Here is a 19,592-nt window from a genome sequence, read left to right on the forward strand (position 1 = left end):
TAATAATCAGGTCGGTGAGATTCACTTCTAAAGACCTGTTTTTTAGGTACGGAAAAGACAAGAGAACGACGGCGATGGCAAAGAGCAAATTTGAACGTACGAAGCCGCATGTTAATATAGGAACGATAGGTCACGTTGACCATGGGAAGACGTCCTTGACAGCGGCGATTACGAAATATTTTGGTGAATTTAAAGCGTATGACCAAATTGATGCGGCGCCTGAGGAGCGTGCCCGTGGAATTACCATTTCAACAGCGCATGTTGAGTACGAAACAGAACAACGTCACTATGCGCATGTTGATTGTCCAGGTCACGCGGATTATGTGAAGAACATGATCACAGGTGCAGCACAGATGGATGGAGCGATTTTGGTTGTTTCAGCAGCTGATGGACCGATGCCTCAGACACGTGAGCATATTTTGCTAGCACGTCAGGTTGGTGTTCCTGCGATTGTGGTTTTTCTAAATAAGGTTGATCAGGTTGATGATGCTGAGCTTTTAGAGCTTGTTGAGCTTGAAGTTCGGGAACTTCTTTCGAAATATGACTTCCCTGGTGATGATATACCGATAGTTAAAGGTTCTGCGTTAGCGGCTCTTGAGGATTCAGATAAAAGTATAGGTGAGGATGCAGTTCGTCGTTTGATGAGCGAAGTTGATAATTATATTCCAACGCCTGAGCGTCCAATTGATCAGCCGTTTTTGATGCCTATAGAGGATGTTTTTTCAATATCTGGGCGTGGAACGGTTGTAACGGGTCGTGTTGAGCGTGGAATTATTAAAGTTGGTGAAGAAATCGAGATTATAGGTATTCGTCCGACTTCTAAGACGACGGTTACGGGTGTTGAAATGTTCCGTAAGCTTTTAGATCAAGGTCAGGCAGGTGATAATATAGGTGCATTGCTTCGTGGTATTGATCGTGAGGGGATTGAACGTGGACAAGTTTTGGCGAAGCCTGGTTCTGTTACACCACATACCAAGTTTAAAGCTGAGGCTTATATTTTGACGAAAGATGAGGGTGGTCGTCATACACCGTTTTTTACAAATTATCGTCCACAGTTTTATTTCCGCACGACGGATGTGACAGGAATTGTTACACTTCCAGAAGGTACGGAAATGGTTATGCCAGGTGATAATGTTGCAATGGATGTTTCTTTGATTGTTCCAATTGCAATGGAAGAGAAGCTTCGTTTCGCTATCCGTGAAGGAGGGCGTACTGTCGGAGCTGGTATCGTTTCTAAGATTATTGAATAATATTAATAATTAGTGTGAAGGCTTTGAAGAAAGGGGCTTCAAAGATTAGGGGTATAGCTCAGTTGGTAGAGCAGCGGTCTCCAAAACCGCAGGTCGCGGGTTCGAATCCTGCTGCCCCTGCCATGGAGTTATAGTTTTTAATCATATTGTTAGTGAAAGAGGTCTTTTTGAGCTTCCTTCTTGCTTTTTTTTATACAGGACTTGTTTTTTTGTGTATGAATCGGTATTGAGTAAATAGATCAAAGAAAACTGCGTAAAGTTGATTATGACTTTTCAGGTTTTTATTATGTGTATTTTGTTGTATGATTTACGGTGAGTTAGAAAGAATATAGTGTAACTTATGGCATCTAGAACCAATCCCATTACTTTTTTTAAGCAGGTTCTTGTGGAAACAGCTAAAGTAAAATGGCCTACACGGCGTGAAACAGTAGTTTCTACTGTTATGGTATTGGTGTTAGCGGTGTTTGCTTCGATTTTCTTTTTTGTTGTAGATCAAATTATAAATTTTGGTGTGTGGCAAGGTATTGATCTCCTGAAGTACCTTTTTGGTCGATAGTGCAAGGAAGTGTGACTGTGGCTGCTCGTTGGTATATTGTTCAAGCATATTCAAACTTTGAAAAAAAAGTAGCGGAAGCTATTGAAAAAGAAGCAAAACAAAAAGGGCTTGATCATTTATTTGAAAAGATTTTTGTTCCAACTGAGCGTGTTGTTGAAGTTCGTCGGGGTCGTAGGGTCGATTCTGAGCGTAAATTTTTTCCTGGTTATGTTTTAGTTTGTGCTGAATTAACAGATGAAGTTTATCATCTCATTAAAAATACTCCTAAAGTAACAGGTTTTTTGGGTTCGGATGCACGGCCTGTTCCTATTTCTGATCGGGAGATTGAGCATATTCTTAAACAGGTGCAAGAAGGTGTTAAGTCTCCTAAATCTTCTATTTTGTTTGAGGTTGGTGAACAGGTCCGGGTAGCTGATGGGCCTTTTGTTTCGTTTAATGGTATTGTTCAAGAGGTTGAGGAAGAACGCTCTCGCCTTAAGGTTGAGGTTGTAATTTTTGGGCGTCCTACACCTGTTGATTTGGAATTTAGTCAGGTTGAAAAGCTCTGATTGAATTTAAAGTGATGTTTGGTCGCTTAAAAATAATAGGTAGAAGGTGATTTTTGGTTTTTGCCGGCTTTAATGATCCGAACTACCCAACTGCAGTGGGTATTCTGTGTAATGAGTTGCCAGTTTACCAATTTAAATTAAGGCAGATTGTTATGGCAAAAAAAAATGTAGGGCAGCTAAAATTGCAAGTTCCAGCGGGGTCGGCTACTCCTTCTCCTCCAATTGGTCCCGCTCTTGGTCAGCGTGGTATCAATATTATGGAATTCTGTAAGGCGTTTAATGCGGCTACGCAAGAAATGGAAAAGGGGGCTCCGATTCCAGTAATTATTACTTATTATCAAGATAAGTCTTTTACATTTTCTCTGAAGACTCCTCCTGTATCATTTTTCTTAAAGAAGGAGGCAAATTTGAAATCTGGATCAAAAGAGCCTGGTAAGGTATCTGCAGGGACTATTTCTCGCGATAAGATTCACTTGATTGCAGAAGCAAAAATGAAAGATCTTAATACAAATGACATTGAAGCGGCGATGCGTATGGTTGAAGGTTCTGCTCGCTCGATGGGTTTAGAAGTTGTAGGCTAATGTTATGGTAAAAGTAGCAAAGAGAATAAAGAAAATTTGTGAAGGTATTGATTTTAATAAACTTTATACCTTAACAGATGCTGTTTCAATGGTTAAAGAGCGTGCGGTTGCTAAGTTCGATGAAACAATTGAAATTTCGATGAATTTAGGTGTTGATCCTCGTCATGCAGATCAAATGGTTAGGGGTGTTGCTCATTTACCTAATGGGACAGGAAGAAATATTCGTGTTGCTGTTTTTGCGCGGGGTGACAAGGCTGAAGAAGCTAAGGCTGCTGGTGCTGATGTTGTAGGTGCTGAAGATTTATTTGAGACTGTTAATGCTGGGGTTATTGATTTTGATCGTTGTATTGCAACGCCGGATATGATGCCTCTTGTTGGTCGTCTTGGTAAGGTTCTTGGTCCGCGGGGTTTGATGCCGAATCCAAAGGTTGGTACTGTGACGCTTGATGTTGTTGCTGCTGTTGAAGCTTCTAAAGGTGGTGCTGTTGAATTTCGTGTTGAAAAAGCTGGTATTGTGCACGCTGGTATTGGTAAGGCTTCTTTTGGAGTTGATCAAATTGTGGAAAATATTAAAGCTTTTGCTGACACAGTTACTAAAGCTAAGCCGCAAGGTGCAAAAGGTGAATATATTAAGCGAGTTGCGGTTTCTTCAACAATGGGAGTTGGGGTTAAAATTGATCCTGCAACGGTTTGTACAGAATAGGTTGGGCAAACTTATGATTTTACTGTAGATAATTGTTGTAGTTTTTTTTTAGGTTGTCGGTTTTATCTGGCATCCAATTATCTAGGCTTTTTTTAAGCTTGGGTCATACCGGAAGAAATTTCGGGATGTCCTGTCCGAGATTGTGGGTGATACTTTGGGTATCTTAATCGAAAGAAAGCCTGCATGAGACTGGGGTAAAAGCTTTAGGTTAGGAGACTTAAAGGGTTTGAACCAAGGTTGCCTTTGATCGTTTATGCGTGAAAAGGGGGCAGGATCCTCGTCGGTAGCATAGAAGAATGATTTTATGTTATCAAAGGTAACCAGCAGGTTTGTTTTAAATGGGCCTGTTAAATGGAGAGAAACAGTGAATAGAGCGGAAAAACGCGAATTTGTCACATGGCTTAACGAGGCTTTTCAAAAGTCTGGTTGTGTCATTGTTGCGCATTATTCTGGTTTAACGGTTTCGCAAATGAACGATCTTCGTTCAAAAATGAGCGAAGCAGGTGGTGCTGTTAAAGTTGCCAAAAACCGCCTTGCCAAAATTGCCCTTCAAGGCACGGGGTCTGAATCAATGAGAGATCTGTTTATTGGGCAGACGCTTATTGCTTATTCAGAAGATCCAATTACAGCACCAAAAGTTGCTGTTGATTTTGCAAAAACAAATGAACAATTTGTCATCCTTGGTGGTTCAATGGGTGCAACAAGTTTGAGTGTTGATGCTGTGAAATCATTAGCTTCATTGCCTTCATTGAGCGAATTGCGGGCAAAGCTTGTAGGTATAATTTCCACTCCTGCAACTCGTGTTGCTCAGGTTGTCAATGCTCCTGCGAGTCAAATTGCGCGTGTTGTTGGTGCATATGCTCAGGAGGGTCAAGCGGCTTAGTACTGTTTTGTGTTTTGTAATTACAGAAAGATTTTAATGTTTTTCTGTTTTTGAGATAAATTTTAAACAATGATTCAAACCTCTTAATTGAAGGAATTTAAAAATGGCTGATCTAACAAAGATCGTAGAAGATCTTTCTAACCTTACTGTCTTAGAGGCTGCTGAGCTCTCGAAACTACTTGAGGAAAAATGGGGTGTTTCCGCTTCTGCTCCTGTAGCGGTTGCTGCTGTTGGTGGTGCGGCTGCTTCGGCTGCTGAAGAAAAAACAGATTTTAATGTTATTCTTGTTGATGGTGGTGCTCAAAAAATTAATGTCATTAAAGAAGTTCGTGCCCTTACTGGTCTTGGTCTTAAGGAAGCGAAGGACTTGGTTGAAGGGGCGCCTAAGCCTATTAAAGAAGGTGTTTCAAAAGACGAGGCAGAAAAAATTAAAACTCAACTTGAGGCAGCAGGTGCTAAGGTTGAGCTTAAGTGATTTTAATTGTGTCGGTGGATGTTTATGTCCACCGATTTCCTCTTTCTAGGGAAAAGGTTTAATTGATACAGCTTTTTTCCTAACAGTTTAGTGGCTGTAAAGAGGTAGGTTTAATCTGTGAGAACTTAATAACAGAACTAAATAAATGAATATTTGGTTAGGTGTATGAAAGTAAGCGGTGCTCACAGGGTATCAAATAAACTGGTCTGTGTATGCAGGCTAATGGTATGGAGCTTTCAAGGTTAGTCTGCCTTGAATAGTAAAGATCGAGGAACGATGATGGCTCAGACCCTAGCGATGATGTCTCAATTCAATGGTCGTAAGCGCGTACGCAAGTTTTTTGGTAAGATTCCTGAAGTAGCAGAAATGCCGAATCTTATTGAAGTTCAAAAAGCATCATATGATCAATTCCTCATGATTGAGGAGCCAGAAGATGGGCGTCCAGATGAAGGCTTACAAGCTGTTTTTAAATCAGTATTTCCTATTTCGGATTTTTCTGGTACAGCTATGCTTGAATTTGTTCGTTACGAATTTGATTTACCCAAATTTGATGTTGAAGAGTGTCGTCAGCGTGATTTAACTTACGCGGCTCCATTAAAGGTGATATTGCGTTTAATCGTATTTGATATTGATGAAGACACAGGCTCGAAAGATATCAAAGATATTAAAGAACAGGGCGTTTATATGGGCGATATGCCTTTAATGACAAGTAATGGTACTTTTGTCATTAACGGTACAGAGCGTGTTATTGTTTCGCAGATGCATCGTTCTCCAGGGGTGTTTTTTGATCATGATAAGGGGAAATCGCATTCATCAGGAAAATTACTTTTTGCAGCTCGTGTAATTCCCTATCGTGGTTCTTGGCTTGATATTGAGTTCGATTCTAAAGATATTATTTATGCCCGTATTGATCGGCGGCGTAAGATTCCGGTTACGAGCCTTTTGATGGCATTGGGGATGGATGCGTCAGATATTTTATCGACATTTTATAATAAAATTACTTATGAGCGAGTCGAAAATGGTTGGCGTGTTCCTTATTCAATTGATCGCTTTAAGGGGATGAAACTGGTTTCTGATCTTGTTGATGCAGATAGTGGTGAGGTGGTTGCTGAAGCGGGTAAAAAGCTCACAGTTCGTACTGCAAAAATTTTGGCAGAAGAAGGTCTGAAAGCGATTAGAGTTAGTGAAGATGATTTATTAGGCTCTTATCTAGCAGAAGATATTGTTAATTATCAAACAGGTGAGATTTATCTTGAAGCCGGCGATGAAATTGACGACAAAGCATTGAAGATTTTGTTTGATATTAATGCTGATAAAATTGATGTTCTTGATATTGATCATATGAATGTTGGTGCGTATATCCGCAATACTTTAAAGGTGGATAAAAATGAAAGTCGGCAAGATGCACTATTTGATATCTATCGAGTAATGCGTCCAGGTGAGCCTCCGACAATAGATACGGCGGAAGCTATGTTTCTTTCGTTGTTTTTTGATCCTGAACGATATGATCTTTCAGCTGTTGGCCGTGTTAAAATGAATTTGCGTATGGGTCTTGATTGTCCCGATACGGTTCGTATCCTGCGTCAGGAAGATATTCTTGGTGTTGTTAAGATGTTGGTTGAATTACGTGATGGCCATGGTGAGATTGATGATATTGATAATCTCGGCAATCGTCGTGTTCGATCAGTTGGGGAGTTGATGGAAAATCAATATCGGATTGGCTTGCTTCGTATGGAACGTGCAATAAAAGAGCGTATGTCATCCGTTGAAATTGATACTGTTATGCCACAGGATTTGATTAACGCAAAGCCGGCAGCAGCAGCGGTTCGTGAATTTTTTGGATCTTCACAATTGTCGCAGTTTATGGATCAAACTAACCCATTATCAGAGATTACCCATAAACGTCGTCTTTCTGCTCTTGGGCCGGGTGGTTTAACACGTGAGCGTGCAGGTTTTGAAGTGCGTGATGTGCATCCTACGCATTATGGTCGTATTTGCCCAATTGAAACACCTGAAGGTCCCAATATTGGTCTTATTAATTCTTTAGCAACATTTGCACGAGTTAATAAATATGGTTTTATTGAAAGTCCGTATCGCAAGATTATTGACGGTAAAGTGACAACAGAGGTGATTTACCTTTCTGCAATGGAAGAGTCAAAACATTATGTGGCTCAAGCTAATTCTTCATTAGATTCAGAGGGACGTTTTACAGAAGAATTTGTAGTTTGTCGTCACGCAGGTGAAGTGTTAATGGCTCCACGTGATCATGTGGATTTGATGGATGTTTCACCAAAACAGTTGGTTTCAGTGGCTGCTGCTCTTATTCCATTTTTGGAAAATGATGATGCAAACCGTGCGTTGATGGGGTCAAACATGCAGCGTCAAGCAGTTCCACTTATACGCGCTGAGGCGCCATTTGTCGGTACAGGTATGGAATCGATAGTTGCCCGTGATTCTGGTGCTGCTATTGGTGCAAAACGTGGTGGTATTGTTGATCAGGTTGATGCAACACGTATTGTTATTCGTGCAACGGAGGATTTGGATCCTTCAAAGTCTGGTGTTGATATTTATCGTTTGCAGAAATTTCAGCGTTCCAATCAGTCTACTTGTATTAATCAACGTCCTCTTGTGCATGTTGGTGATCGAGTAGAAAAAGGTGATATCATTGCTGATGGTCCATCAACTGATCTTGGTGATTTAGCTCTTGGGCGAAATGTTCTTGTAGCGTTTATGCCTTGGAATGGTTATAATTATGAAGATTCTATTCTGCTTTCTGAGCGCATTGTTGCTGATGATGTATTCACTTCAATTCATATTGAAGAGTTTGAAGTTGCTGCACGTGATACTAAACTTGGACCAGAAGAAATTACCCGTGATATTCCTAATGTTGCAGAAGAGGCATTAAGGAATCTTGATGAGGCTGGTATTATTTATATTGGTGCTGAAGTTCAACCTGGCGATATTTTAGTTGGTAAAATTACGCCAAAAGGTGAAAGTCCAATGACACCAGAAGAAAAGCTTTTGCGTGCGATTTTTGGTGAAAAAGCTTCAGATGTCCGTGATACCTCTATGCGGATGCCTCCTGGAACTTTTGGTACTGTTGTTGAAGTGCGTGTTTTTAATCGTCATGGTGTGGAGAAAGATGAACGTGCGATGGCGATTGAACGTGAGGAAATTGAGCGTTTAGCCAAAGATCGTGATGATGAGCAGTCGATTCTTGATCGAAACGTTTATGCACGTCTTGCGGATATGTTGAAAGATAAAGTTGCAATAGAAGGTCCGAAAGGTTTTTCAAAAGGCAAGAAGCTTGATAGCACAATAATGGATTCTTATTCACGATCGCAATGGTGGCAATTTGCTGTTGATGATGAAAAGCTTCAAAATGAAATTGAAGCTTTACGTAAGCAGTATGATGAATCAAAGGAAACGTTGCAACGTTGCTTTATGGATAAGGTTGAAAAAGTTCAAAGAGGCGACGAGATGCCTCCTGGTGTTATGAAAATGGTGAAGGTTTTTGTAGCTGTAAAGCGCAAAATCCAACCAGGAGATAAAATGGCAGGGCGTCATGGTAATAAGGGTGTTGTATCGCGCATTCTTCCTATAGAGGATATGCCTTTTCTTGAAGATGGGACGCATGCTGATATCGTGTTAAACCCACTGGGTGTGCCTAGTCGTATGAATGTTGGTCAAATTCTTGAAACACATCTTGGTTGGGCGTGTGCAGGGATGGGCAAAAAAATTGGTGATTTGGTAGAGCTTTATCAGGGAACTGGGGATATACTTCCTTTACGTCAATGTATTGAAAATCTCATTCCTGATAATGACCGTAATGAATCAGTGCGTAAGTATAATAATGAAAGTCTTTTTAAATTGGCGCTTCAGATGAGAAAGGGTGTTTCAATTGCGACACCTGTTTTTGATGGTGCTCATGAAGCTGATATCAATATGATGTTGGAAGATGCAGGTTTGGATAGTTCAGGACAAGTGACGCTTTACGATGGTCGTACAGGAGAGCCTTTTGATCGTCCGGTAACGGTAGGTTATATTTACATGCTTAAATTACATCATCTTGTTGATGACAAAATTCATGCACGTTCAATTGGGCCTTATTCGCTTGTTACTCAGCAACCATTAGGTGGTAAAGCGCAATTCGGTGGTCAGCGTTTTGGAGAAATGGAAGTATGGGCTCTTGAAGCTTATGGTGCTGCATACACTTTGCAGGAGATGTTGACAGTTAAATCAGATGATGTGGCTGGTCGGACAAAAGTTTATGAAGCAATTGTTCGCGGTGATGATACATTTGAGGCAGGTATACCTGAAAGTTTTAATGTGTTGGTAAAAGAAATGCGTTCACTTGGTCTTAATGTAGAACTTGATGATGCACGCGGGTTTGTAGCACACCAGCCGTTGTCTAATGCAACAGAGTAATAGATTTGAGGGCGCACAGGAAACAATGCGCTCTAATCAGTTTGAAGGACTGTTAAGGTAGTAAATAGCTGATTTTAAAAGTCGAAATAGGTTTTAAATAAGACTGTGATGATAAAAGAAAGAGCCATCACAGCGGATTCTAAAAATCTTTGAAGGAGAACAGCATGAGCCACGAGGTCATGAATCTTTTCAATCCTCAGGTACCAACGCAGACATTTGACTCTATTCGTATTTCAATTGCGAGTCCTGAGAAGATTCTGTCCTGGTCATACGGCGAAATAAAAAAGCCAGAGACTATTAATTATCGGACATTTAAGCCAGAGCGTGATGGTCTTTTTTGTGCGCGTATATTTGGTCCTATTAAAGACTATGAGTGTCTATGTGGCAAGTATAAACGTATGAAATATAAAGGTATTATCTGTGAAAAGTGTGGTGTAGAAGTTACTCTTTCGCGTGTACGTCGTGAACGTATGGGGCATATTGAACTTGCAGCTCCGGTCGCCCATATTTGGTTTCTTAAGTCATTACCAGGTCGTATTTCTACTCTTTTAGATTTGACTTTAAAGGATATCGAAAGAATTCTTTATTTTGAAAATTATATTGTTACCGAACCAGGTCTAACATCGCTCAAGTTACACCAGCTTCTTTCCGAAGAAGAGTATATGTTGGCTATTGATGAATTTGGAGAGGACCAATTTACTGCTATGATTGGTGCAGAAGCTATTTATGAGCTTCTTGCTGCAATGGAGTTGGATAAAATAGCGAATGATTTACGCGTCGAATTGGCTGACACGACTTCGGAATTAAAGCAAAAAAAACTGATTAAGCGTCTCAAGATTGTTGAAAGCTTCCTTGAATCTGGTAATAAACCAGAATGGATGATTATGAAAACAATTCCGGTGATTCCACCAGATTTACGTCCATTGGTTCCGCTTGATGGCGGTCGTTTTGCAACGTCGGATTTAAATGATCTTTATCGACGTGTTATAAATCGTAACAATCGTTTGAAACGGTTGATTGAGCTACGTGCTCCTGGAATTATTGTACGCAATGAAAAACGTATGGTACAAGAAGCGGTTGATGCATTATTTGACAATGGTCGCCGTGGACGCGTGATTACTGGGGCAAATAAACGTCCGTTAAAGTCACTTTCAGATATGCTAAAAGGTAAGCAAGGGCGTTTCCGTCAAAACTTACTTGGGAAGCGTGTTGATTATTCAGGCCGTTCTGTTATTGTGACAGGGCCTGAATTAAAATTGCATCAATGTGGTCTTCCCAAAAAAATGGCTCTCGAATTATTTAAGCCATTCATTTATGCGCGACTTGATGCAAAAGGCTATTCATCGACTGTAAAACAAGCCAAAAAGCTTGTTGAAAAAGAACATCCGGAAGTTTGGGATATTTTGGATGAAGTTATTCGTGAACATCCTGTTTTGCTAAATCGTGCACCAACACTTCATCGTTTAGGGATTCAAGCTTTTGAGCCTGTTTTGATTGAAGGGAAAGCAATACAACTTCACCCATTGGTATGTACGGCTTTTAACGCGGATTTTGATGGCGATCAAATGGCAGTGCATGTTCCTCTTTCACTCGAAGCTCAGCTTGAAGCTCGTGTTTTAATGATGTCGACTAATAATATTCTACATCCAGCCAATGGTGCGCCAATTATTGTTCCATCACAAGATATGGTTCTTGGTCTTTATTATCTTTCAATTGTTTCTGAAAAAGAACCAGGTGAAGGGATGGCGTTTGCTGATATGGGGGAATTATATCATGCTTTAGAGAACAAGGTTGTGACTCTTCATACGAAGATAAAAGGCCGTTTTAAAAATATAGATGAAAATGGTAAAGAGGTTGCCAAACTCTACGACACAACGCCAGGTCGTTTGGTTATTGGTGAGCTTTTACCTAAAAATCCAAATATCTCATTTGATATTGTTAATCGGGAGATGACTAAAAAGAACATTTCTAAAATAATTGATCAAGTTTATCGGCATTGTGGACAAAAAGAAACGGTTATTTTCTGTGATCGTATTATGCAGCTTGGTTTTTCTCATGCTTGTCGTGCTGGTATTTCTTTTGGTAAAGATGATATGGTTATCCCCGATAGCAAGTCACGTTTGGTTGCAGAAACGGAAGCTTTGGCTAAGGAATATGAGCAACAATATAATGATGGTTTAATTACACAGGGTGAAAAATATAACAAAGTTGTGGATGCTTGGGGTAAATGTACTGATCGCATTGCGGATGAAATGATGAAGCGTATTCAGGCTGTTGCATTTGATCCAAAGACAGGTTCTCAGCGGCAAATGAATTCAATCTACATGATGTCACATTCGGGTGCGCGTGGATCTGCTAATCAGATGAGGCAATTAGCTGGTATGCGTGGATTAATGGCAAAACCATCCGGTGAAATTATCGAAACACCGATCATTTCTAATTTTAAAGAGGGTTTAACTGTTAACGAATATTTTAATTCGACCCATGGTGCTCGTAAAGGGCTTGCTGATACTGCATTGAAAACTGCTAACTCTGGTTATTTAACACGACGTCTTGTTGATGTTGCGCAAGATGCTATTATTTCAGCAGTTGATTGTGGTACTGTAAAAGGTCTTACTATGCAGCCAATCGTCGATGCAGGACAAGTTGTTGCATCGCTTGGCCAAAGAATCCTCGGTCGTACAGCACTTTTTGATATTTTACACCCAGTTTCTGGTGAAGTTATTCTTCAAGGTGGTGCGATGATTGAAGAGGCTGATGTCGCTAGGATTGAAGAAGCTGGAATTCAGTCTGTTCAGATTCGTTCTGCTTTGACTTGTGAAACACGTCTTGGTGTTTGTGCTAAATGTTATGGTCGTGATTTGGCACGTGGAACGCCGGTCAATCAGGGTGAAGCAGTTGGTGTGATTGCGGCTCAGTCAATCGGTGAACCAGGAACGCAGCTTACCATGCGTACATTCCACTTAGGGGGAACGGCGCAGGTTGTTGATTCATCTTATTTTGAAGCGTCTTATGAAGGTACAGTAGAACTACGTAATCGTAATGTAGTTCGCAATTCTGAAGGCCATTTGGTGGTTATGGGGCGCAATATGGCTGTTATTGTCAAGGATGAAACTGGTAAAGAGCGTGTTGTGCATCGTGTTAGCTATGGTTCACGCATTTTTGTTGATGATGGTGATGTTGTTAAACGTGGACAACGTATAGCAGAGTGGGATCCTTACACTCGACCGATTCTTACTGAAGTTGATGGCTATATAGGTTTTGAAGATATGATTGATGGTTTATCAGTAACTGAAACAGCTGATGAATCTACAGGGATTACAAAGCGTTTGGTGATTGATTGGCGTGCTAATCCACGCAGTGCTGAATTAAAACCAGCAATTATCATTCACGCAGATAAAAAAGGTGAGCGTATTGCTAAGTTGCACAAAGGGGGTGAAGCTCGTTACATGATGTCAGTGGATACTATCCTTTCTGTTGAGCTTGGTTCTTACGTTAAGGCGGGAGATGTTATTGCTCGTTTGCCAATGGAAAGTGCTAAGACCAAAGATATTACGGGTGGTTTGCCACGTGTGGCTGAGCTTTTTGAAGCGCGGCGTCCAAAAGATCACGCTATTATTGCTGAGGTCAGTGGTACAGTTCGGTTTGGTCGTGGTTATAAAAATAAACGCCGTATTATTATTGAACCAAATGATACAAATCTTGAGCCAGTAGAATATTTAATTCCAAAGGGTAAGCTATTTCATTTACAAGAAGGCGATCAGATTGAAAAAGGTGATTATATTCTTGATGGCAACCCAGCACCTCATGATATTTTAGCAATTAAGGGTGTTGAGGCTTTGGCGTCTTACCTTGTTAATGAAATTCAAGAAGTTTATCGTTTACAGGGTGTTTTGATTAATGATAAGCACATTGAAGTGATTGTTCGTCAAATGTTGCAAAAGGTTGAAATTACGGAATCTGGTGATTCTAGTTATATTCCAGGTGATAATGTTGATCGTATTGAATTAGATGAAATCAATGATAATCTAATTGCGGAAGGTAAAAAGCCTGCATCTGGTAACCCTATACTTCTTGGAATTACGAAAGCATCTCTTCAGACGCCATCCTTTATCTCAGCGGCGTCGTTTCAGGAGACAACTCGGGTACTTACTGAAGCAGCAGTTTCTGGAAAGATTGATACTTTGCAAGGGTTGAAGGAGAATGTTATTGTTGGTCGGCTTATTCCTGCAGGTACAGGTGGCACAATTGCTCAAATTCGTCGTATTGCCGCGATTCGTGATGATTTAATCGTAGATGAACAGCGCAAATCTAATCATAGTGAAGAGAGCAAAGTTATGTTAACGGATATGACGACTAATGCCGCTGTTGAATAATTTTGATTAATATATGCCAAAGGGTAATAGGAAAATGCCTGAGTTTTCAGGTATTTCTTTAGTTTTGAAATGCAGAAATAGTAGATTATTCTTAATAATATATGACTGTAAAATTATAAGCAATTATAGTTTAGTTTTTTTATATTAATTGATAATAATATCAGTAATGCTTATTGTTTAGCTATAAAGTTTCAATTGTTGTGCAATCAAATAGAAAATCCATATCGACTAGTATTTTCTATGAAAGGTTATGAGATAGGGGGATTAAAAAACGATAAAATTGTCTCGTATGATCTAAAAAATTGATTTTAGGTATGCATTTACGAAAATAATTAGTTAAACTTTCTGTATTGTCTTTTTCCAGAGAAGTGTTAGTGGTGAAAAAGTTAGAAGTTAAAGCTAGCAATAAAAAAATAAGATGTGTCATTATACGTAAGAATTTGTAGATTTTCGTGAGTTGATATAATAGAAAAATATGTGAAACATAACTCAAATTTTTAGAAGCGAGTATGTTTTATTTAAGTGCATTATATTGTTTCTTTGTTATAGAAAATTTTTTTATTAGACAGCAATGGTATTTCAATTTATTTTCTTGTCGGGGGGGGGGAAGTAAAAGCAATGACCAATTCTACTTTTGATATTTTTCAATCTATTTTGTCACGAAAATCAATTAGAGCTTTTACTAACCAACCTGTTGAGCAGGAAACAGTCAAGAAAATTTTAAAACTCGCAGCGCGAGCACCATCTGGAGCAAACCTTCAGCCTTGGCAAGTAATTGTTATAACAGGGGATATGTTGCAAAAAGTAGGGCAAGAACTTTCACGGCTTGTACTATCAGGTGTAAAAGGAGAGCGTGAATATCGTTATTATCCTCGCCAATGGCGAGAGCCTTATCTTTCTCGGCGTCGAAAGGTTGGTTTGGATCTTTATAAAAGTCTTGAAATCCAGAAAGGTGAACAAGAAAAAATGCTTCGCCAACATGCGCGAAATTTTTCATTTTTTGGTGCACCTGTTGGACTCTTGTTTACAATGGATCAGGATATGGAACTTGGTAGTTGGCTTGATTTAGGTATGTTTATGCAGACAATTATGTTAGTAGCGCGTGGATTTGGATTAGACACATGCCCTCAAGCAGCTTTTGCCGATTACCATAAACAAATTTGTACACTTTTATCAGTGTCTTCTGAGCGGCGTCTTATATGTGGTATGGCGCTTGGTTATCGCGATGTCAACGCTCCAGAAAACAATTTTGAAACTGAACGCGAACCGATCAAAAATTTTGTACGTTTTGTTTGATTTTTTTTAATACAACGTTTTTATGTATTGGGTGATTAATTTAAAAATTTGAGGCATTATAAGGAATATTTCAATGAAATTTATAGCTTCCATTTTACTTTAATATTGCATATTAGCACTTATTTTATTAAACTTTTCGCATTAAAATAGTGGTATTTTGGATAACTAATTAATTTCTCAAAGGTCGAAGATGGAAGATAATATAGAGAAAAACTGTTGGATGGTGGCAAGGCGCGCAACGTTAATATTTATTGCTGTCATTTTTTTAGCTTATCTTACAATTTGATTTTAAATGAGACAAAAATAATAAAAAAGCTTATACTCAAAATCTGCATTTTGTTTTGGGGTAAGTGATGTTTCTATCTGTTTTTGAACTTTTTAAAATTGGTATTGGCCCTTCTAGCTCTCATACAATGGGGCCAATGACGGCTGCTAATATGTTTTTGCAAGAAATTCTAGCAGAGAGTTTATCTTGTTCATCTCATGTGAGGATTTCTCGAATTCGTGTTTATCTTCACGGTTCTTTGGCTTTTACTGGTGTTGGTCACGCTACAGATAAAGCTATTATATTAGGATTGTTGGGAGAAAAAGTGTCTACTGTTGATCCTAATAATATGGGGATTCTTTTAGAAAAAGTTAAACAGGAAAAACAGGTGCAACCAACAGGCCACCCTGCTTATCATTTTGATTTGCAGAATGATCTTATTTTTGAACGAAAAAAAGTTTTATCTGGGCATACTAATGGTCTTGCATTTGAAGGGCTTGATTCTGATGGGAATATCCTCTTACGGCGGATTTATTATTCTATTGGTGGCGGTTTTGTGGTAACCGAAAATGAATTAAATGATGTGAATTATAATACAAAATTAGAGACATCTCAGGTGCCATATCCTTTTGATTCGGCGAGTGAAATGTTACTAATGGCAGAAAATTCAGGCCTTTCGATTGCTGAAATGAAGCGTATCAATGAAGAAACAAGGATGGAGCATGCTGTTTTTGATACTGCACTCGATGAGATTTGTTCAGCTATGTCAGATTGTATTGATAGGGGGCTTTCACAAGAAGGTGAGTTACCGGGTGGGTTACGCATTCCAAGACGTGCCAAAAAACTATATCAAGAGCTTTTAGAAGATCAGAAAAAAAATCGTAACTACTCACTTTGGATCAATGATTGGCTTTCTGTATACGCTATAGCAGTAAATGAAGAAAATGCAGCTGGTGGCCGTATTGTCACTGCACCGACGAATGGTGCAGCTGGTGTTGTACCTTCTGTTCTACGTTGTTATCTGCAATTTAATAATAGTTCCAATCGAGAAGGGATGCATAATTTTTTGTTAACAGCAGCAGCTATTGGCGGTATCATTAAGCATAATGCTTCTATTTCTGGTGCAGAAGTTGGTTGTCAGGGTGAAGTGGGGACAGCATCTTCAATGGCAGCAGCAGGATTGACAGCAGCATTGGGTGGTACACCCGCTCAAGTTGAAAATGCTGCTGAAATTGCTCTTGAACATCATTTAGGAATGACATGTGATCCAGTCGCTGGCCTTGTACAAGTTCCATGTATTGAACGCAACGCTATGGGTGCTGTTAAGGCCGTAACAGCTTCTTCTCTTGCTTTACATGGTAATGGAGCACATTTTGTTTCTCTTGATGCTTGTATTGAAACAATGCGCCAAACAGGCTATGATATGAGTGAGCGCTATAAAGAGACAAGTAAAGGTGGCCTTGCACGCAATGTTACATCATGTTAGGCTATATAAGGGTGCTTCATTTGGTAAAATGATTAGTTATTTATGCATCAAAAAATAGTACTTTTTTAAGAGTACTTTATGTATTGAAAGAGCATGACTTTGATAAGGGGATATCGTTTAAGTGAAGCAGCAAATGATCAGAGGAATTTCTTTTTAGTAAATCATTAGCACCAACATTCGGTGTTGTTGTTATTATCGTTTCATAGATGTTTTCTTATTTATATAATAAAGGTAAACAATATACCGCTTGATGTTAGATTCTGTATTGGTAGGATAGTTTTGATATTTTTGCGTCTTCTAAGAAGAGTGTTATTCAAACACTAAAGATAAAATGTTAAACAGTAAAAACAGAAATTCATGCTGGAATCTTTGTAAATTAAAAATAAAAACCGTGCACTTTAAATTTTTTTAAAATCTCACATGGTGAATAAATACTTTATTATTGATCAAGTATTTTTCCTATAAGAAATAGGTAATAGAATTAAGTATTTGTTGCTCCTAAACGGAGTTTGACAGGTATATTTCCTGTGTGACTCGCAACCCGTAAGTGAATGCGTACAGGAGGTGTAGCTAAACGACGATTTCGATTTATTTGACAAATAAGAAGACTAACAAGAGAATGCGTGTTTGACACCGTTGGGGTGTGCTTTAAATTAGCAAGTTTAGTTGCGGCATCGTGAAGAGAACGTAGTGAGAGGAGGGGTGATTGCTTCAACTGTTTTCCCTTTTTAAGAGATGGGGAAATAACGTTATGTGTCATGGCACTATCCTTAATGCAGAATTCAAAAACTTTTAATAGATTACAGTATAGCAGTTAAAATTTGCTTTCTTTAAAGTAGAACAAGCATCATGCGCAGCTTTTTTTGATTGAAAACCAACAAACCGGGCACGATAATAACGATGTCCACTTTTTTCAAATAGTTGCATATGTGCAGATGTATGTTTTAAAGCTGAATAAGCTGTATTCTTGGCTTTTGAAAGCAGAGTATTTGCCTGTTCTTTACTGGGAAGAGAACCAATTTGAATGGCCCATCCACCACTTGTAGATAAAGAAGCAGTGATGATTTTATCTATCTCTACAGATGTGGTTTTGTGAGGATTAGGAGTTGGTATAATCACCTGATTTACAGCAGCTATAGCTGTGTTTAACTCATTAGGTTGCGCTGCAAGTGCTGTTAGAAGTGCGGAGACATCATCATCTAAGTCAGTTTGATTTGTTTTAGCGACAGGTATAGGGATGGCTGCTCCAGTGGGTAAATTATAGGATACCATAGCTACTAAATATTCATTCGCTTTCTTACGACTTGCTTTTGACAAATACCGGTTCAACAAGTTAGTCATATGAATATCACGCTCTGTAGATGATTTTCCTCCCATTACCACAGCAACAATGGAGCGTCCTTCAATATGCATTGATGTGGCTAAATTAGAACCTGACATTTGTGTATAGCCTGTTTTAATTCCGTCAACGCCTTTTATTGTTTTTATTAATTTATTATGGTTGTTAATTGTTTTGCCACGAAAAGAGAAACTCGTTGTTTTAAACAGTTTGTACTGCTGGGGAAAATGTTTGCGCAAAGCTAATGCTAGAGTGGCCATATCTTTTGCTGTAGAATAATTGCGGGCATCTGGAAGACCTGAAGCATTTGCAAAACGAGTATTCGTCATACCAAGTTTACGGGCTTTTACTGTCATCATTCGAGCAAATTTTGGTTCACTGCCACCAAGATATTCCCCTACAGCAGTAGCAACATCATTTGCTGATTTTGTAATGAGAGCTTTGGCGGCCTCTTCTACAGAAATTGTTTGACCTGCTTTAAAGCCTATTTTCGTTGGTGGGCGTGCTGCTGCGTAAGCTGAGACAGGGATGGGCGTATTTGGTGTTACGCGACGTACTTCCATAGCTTCAAAGAGCATGTACAACGTCATCATTTTTGTTAAAGAGGCAGGATAACGTTTTAAAGTCGCGTTGGCTTGAAATAAGGTCTTTCCTGTATGTGCATCTATAACAATAGCCGCGTATTTATCAGGGTAAGCTTCTTTAGGAGTAGCTTTCACTGAAGAATAAGAAATAGCTAAAACAATAAAAACAGCAACTATTCTTTTGTAGAAAGGTGCAATTTTTCGCCAGTTAATATACACTTGTAATACCTTATTTATGCCAAATAATCGCATCAAGATCTTTTTTGTTGCAGTTAGCTTAACACAATTTAAATGAATGATGTTACTAATTTGTTTATAAAGGTTATTTTGTGAGTCTCTCTATTTGACTTAAATCTGATCTTAAAAGAAAGTTTTATTTTTCATACACTTAAGTATTACAATGGTTATGAAAGGATTTTAAATTAATAAAAAGCATACTACATGGAAAATGATAATGATATTAACTAAAAAACTCATATTTTATACTATGCAAAATAGAAAGAGCAAGAGCTGGAGTGAAGATAAATATGATACTATTATCATACCTCAAATTAAATCAAAATTTCAAAAACCTAAATTATACCGTGTTCTTTTACTGAATGATGATTACACACCTATGGATTTTGTTGTTTTTATTTTAAAGAATTTTTTAAAAAAAGTTTTGAGGAAGCAACACGTATTATGTTAAATGTTCACCAAAATGGGATAGGTGAATGCGGTACTTATACCTATGAAGTGGCTGAAATGAAAGTTGTGCAAGTTATGGAATGTGCACGTCAAAATGAACATCCATTACAATGTGTAATGGAATAGAAGTGAGAG

14 protein-coding genes, 1 tRNA gene and 1 pseudogene are annotated in these 19,592 nt (G+C 38.8%); 14 read left to right on the top strand and 2 right to left on the bottom strand.

Annotated features, from left to right (window positions below; all coding sequences use genetic code 11):
• Window positions 1-74 precede the first annotated feature (74 nt).
• The 12 genes from tuf (at window position 75) to BWD162_RS02020 (ending at window position 16,847) form a co-directional block, all read left to right on the top strand.
• Window positions 75-1,250: an elongation factor Tu gene (gene tuf / locus BWD162_RS01965; protein WP_078705219.1), complete on the top strand. Its 1,176-nt coding sequence runs from the start codon at window positions 75-77 to the stop codon at window positions 1,248-1,250.
• A gap of 47 nt (window positions 1,251-1,297) precedes the next feature.
• Window positions 1,298-1,373: transfer RNA gene (locus BWD162_RS01970), tRNA-Trp, on the top strand.
• A 217-nt stretch (window positions 1,374-1,590) separates the two neighbouring features.
• Window positions 1,591-1,806, top strand: a complete 216-nt coding sequence (gene secE, locus BWD162_RS01975; RefSeq protein WP_078705220.1) for a preprotein translocase subunit SecE — start codon at window positions 1,591-1,593, stop codon at window positions 1,804-1,806.
• 17 nt (window positions 1,807-1,823) lie between these two features.
• On the top strand, window positions 1,824-2,354 hold the full coding sequence (gene nusG, locus BWD162_RS01980) for a transcription termination/antitermination protein NusG (protein ID WP_078705221.1): 531 nt from the start codon (window positions 1,824-1,826) through the stop codon (window positions 2,352-2,354).
• A gap of 152 nt (window positions 2,355-2,506) precedes the next feature.
• Window positions 2,507-2,935: a 50S ribosomal protein L11 gene (rplK, locus tag BWD162_RS01985; RefSeq protein WP_078705222.1), complete on the top strand. Its 429-nt coding sequence runs from the start codon at window positions 2,507-2,509 to the stop codon at window positions 2,933-2,935.
• A gap of 4 nt (window positions 2,936-2,939) precedes the next feature.
• Entirely contained in the window at window positions 2,940-3,638 is a 699-nt protein-coding gene (gene rplA / locus BWD162_RS01990; protein WP_078705223.1) for a 50S ribosomal protein L1, read from the top strand.
• Window positions 3,639-4,002: 364 nt separating this feature from the next.
• Entirely contained in the window at window positions 4,003-4,521 is a 519-nt protein-coding gene (gene rplJ / locus BWD162_RS01995) for a 50S ribosomal protein L10 (protein WP_078706113.1), read from the top strand.
• 103 nt (window positions 4,522-4,624) lie between these two features.
• Window positions 4,625-4,996, top strand: coding sequence for a 50S ribosomal protein L7/L12 (rplL, locus tag BWD162_RS02000; RefSeq protein WP_078705224.1), 372 nt, complete (start codon window positions 4,625-4,627; stop codon window positions 4,994-4,996).
• Between the two features lie 279 nt (window positions 4,997-5,275).
• Window positions 5,276-9,424 carry a DNA-directed RNA polymerase subunit beta gene (gene rpoB / locus BWD162_RS02005; RefSeq protein WP_078705225.1) on the top strand — a complete coding sequence of 1,383 codons (4,149 nt, stop codon included), beginning with the start codon at window positions 5,276-5,278 and terminating at the stop codon, window positions 9,422-9,424.
• A 164-nt stretch (window positions 9,425-9,588) separates the two neighbouring features.
• Window positions 9,589-13,800, top strand: coding sequence for a DNA-directed RNA polymerase subunit beta' (gene rpoC / locus BWD162_RS02010; RefSeq protein ID WP_078705226.1), 4,212 nt, complete (start codon window positions 9,589-9,591; stop codon window positions 13,798-13,800).
• 618 nt (window positions 13,801-14,418) lie between these two features.
• Window positions 14,419-15,096 (top strand): nitroreductase, encoded by a 678-nt coding sequence (locus BWD162_RS02015; protein ID WP_078705227.1) that lies wholly within the window; start codon window positions 14,419-14,421, stop codon window positions 15,094-15,096.
• Window positions 15,097-15,449: 353 nt separating this feature from the next.
• A complete protein-coding gene (locus BWD162_RS02020; RefSeq protein ID WP_078705228.1) occupies window positions 15,450-16,847 on the top strand; it encodes an L-serine ammonia-lyase in 1,398 nt (465 codons plus the stop codon).
• A gap of 481 nt (window positions 16,848-17,328) precedes the next feature.
• On the opposite strand, the gene BWD162_RS02025 is transcribed toward BWD162_RS02020, so the two are convergent.
• Both BWD162_RS02025 and BWD162_RS02030 read right to left on the bottom strand, forming a co-directional pair.
• Window positions 17,329-17,607 (bottom strand): hypothetical protein, encoded by a 279-nt coding sequence (locus tag BWD162_RS02025; RefSeq protein ID WP_078705229.1) that lies wholly within the window; start codon window positions 17,605-17,607, stop codon window positions 17,329-17,331.
• 32 nt (window positions 17,608-17,639) lie between these two features.
• Window positions 17,640-18,989, bottom strand: a complete 1,350-nt coding sequence (locus BWD162_RS02030) for a D-alanyl-D-alanine carboxypeptidase (protein WP_078706114.1) — start codon at window positions 18,987-18,989, stop codon at window positions 17,640-17,642.
• A gap of 235 nt (window positions 18,990-19,224) precedes the next feature.
• Between BWD162_RS02030 and BWD162_RS02035 the strand changes: the two genes are divergently transcribed.
• Window positions 19,225-19,458, top strand: a complete 234-nt coding sequence (locus BWD162_RS02035; protein WP_236824124.1) for an ATP-dependent Clp protease adaptor ClpS — start codon at window positions 19,225-19,227, stop codon at window positions 19,456-19,458.
• Window positions 19,396-19,583: pseudogene (locus BWD162_RS07850) on the top strand (ATP-dependent Clp protease adaptor ClpS); the annotation flags it as partial. The gene BWD162_RS02035 and the pseudogene BWD162_RS07850, both read left to right, overlap by 63 nt.
• Between the last annotated feature and the right edge of the window lie 9 nt (window positions 19,584-19,592).

Origin of the sequence: Bartonella sp. WD16.2, assembly GCF_002022505.1 — a bacterium.
Classification (GTDB): Bacteria; Pseudomonadota; Alphaproteobacteria; order Rhizobiales; family Rhizobiaceae; genus Bartonella.

What these genes read in the sequence shown, in the direction of transcription:
- tuf (WP_078705219.1), top strand. Translation starts at nt 75, where the DNA reads ATGGCAAAGAGCAAATTTGAACGTACGAAGCCGCATGTTAATATAGGA.
- secE (WP_078705220.1), top strand. Translation starts at nt 1,591, where the DNA reads ATGGCATCTAGAACCAATCCCATTACTTTTTTTAAGCAGGTTCTTGTG.
- rplK (WP_078705222.1), top strand. Translation starts at nt 2,507, where the DNA reads ATGGCAAAAAAAAATGTAGGGCAGCTAAAATTGCAAGTTCCAGCGGGG.
- rplA (WP_078705223.1), top strand. Translation starts at nt 2,940, where the DNA reads ATGGTAAAAGTAGCAAAGAGAATAAAGAAAATTTGTGAAGGTATTGAT.
- rplL (WP_078705224.1), top strand. Translation starts at nt 4,625, where the DNA reads ATGGCTGATCTAACAAAGATCGTAGAAGATCTTTCTAACCTTACTGTC.
- rpoB (WP_078705225.1), top strand. Translation starts at nt 5,276, where the DNA reads ATGGCTCAGACCCTAGCGATGATGTCTCAATTCAATGGTCGTAAGCGC.
- rpoC (WP_078705226.1), top strand. Translation starts at nt 9,589, where the DNA reads ATGAGCCACGAGGTCATGAATCTTTTCAATCCTCAGGTACCAACGCAG.
- BWD162_RS02015 (WP_078705227.1), top strand. Translation starts at nt 14,419, where the DNA reads ATGACCAATTCTACTTTTGATATTTTTCAATCTATTTTGTCACGAAAA.
- BWD162_RS02020 (WP_078705228.1), top strand. Translation starts at nt 15,450, where the DNA reads ATGTTTCTATCTGTTTTTGAACTTTTTAAAATTGGTATTGGCCCTTCT.
- BWD162_RS02025 (WP_078705229.1), bottom strand. Translation starts at nt 17,607, where the DNA reads ATGACACATAACGTTATTTCCCCATCTCTTAAAAAGGGAAAACAGTTG.
- BWD162_RS02035 (WP_236824124.1), top strand. Translation starts at nt 19,225, where the DNA reads ATGATATTAACTAAAAAACTCATATTTTATACTATGCAAAATAGAAAG.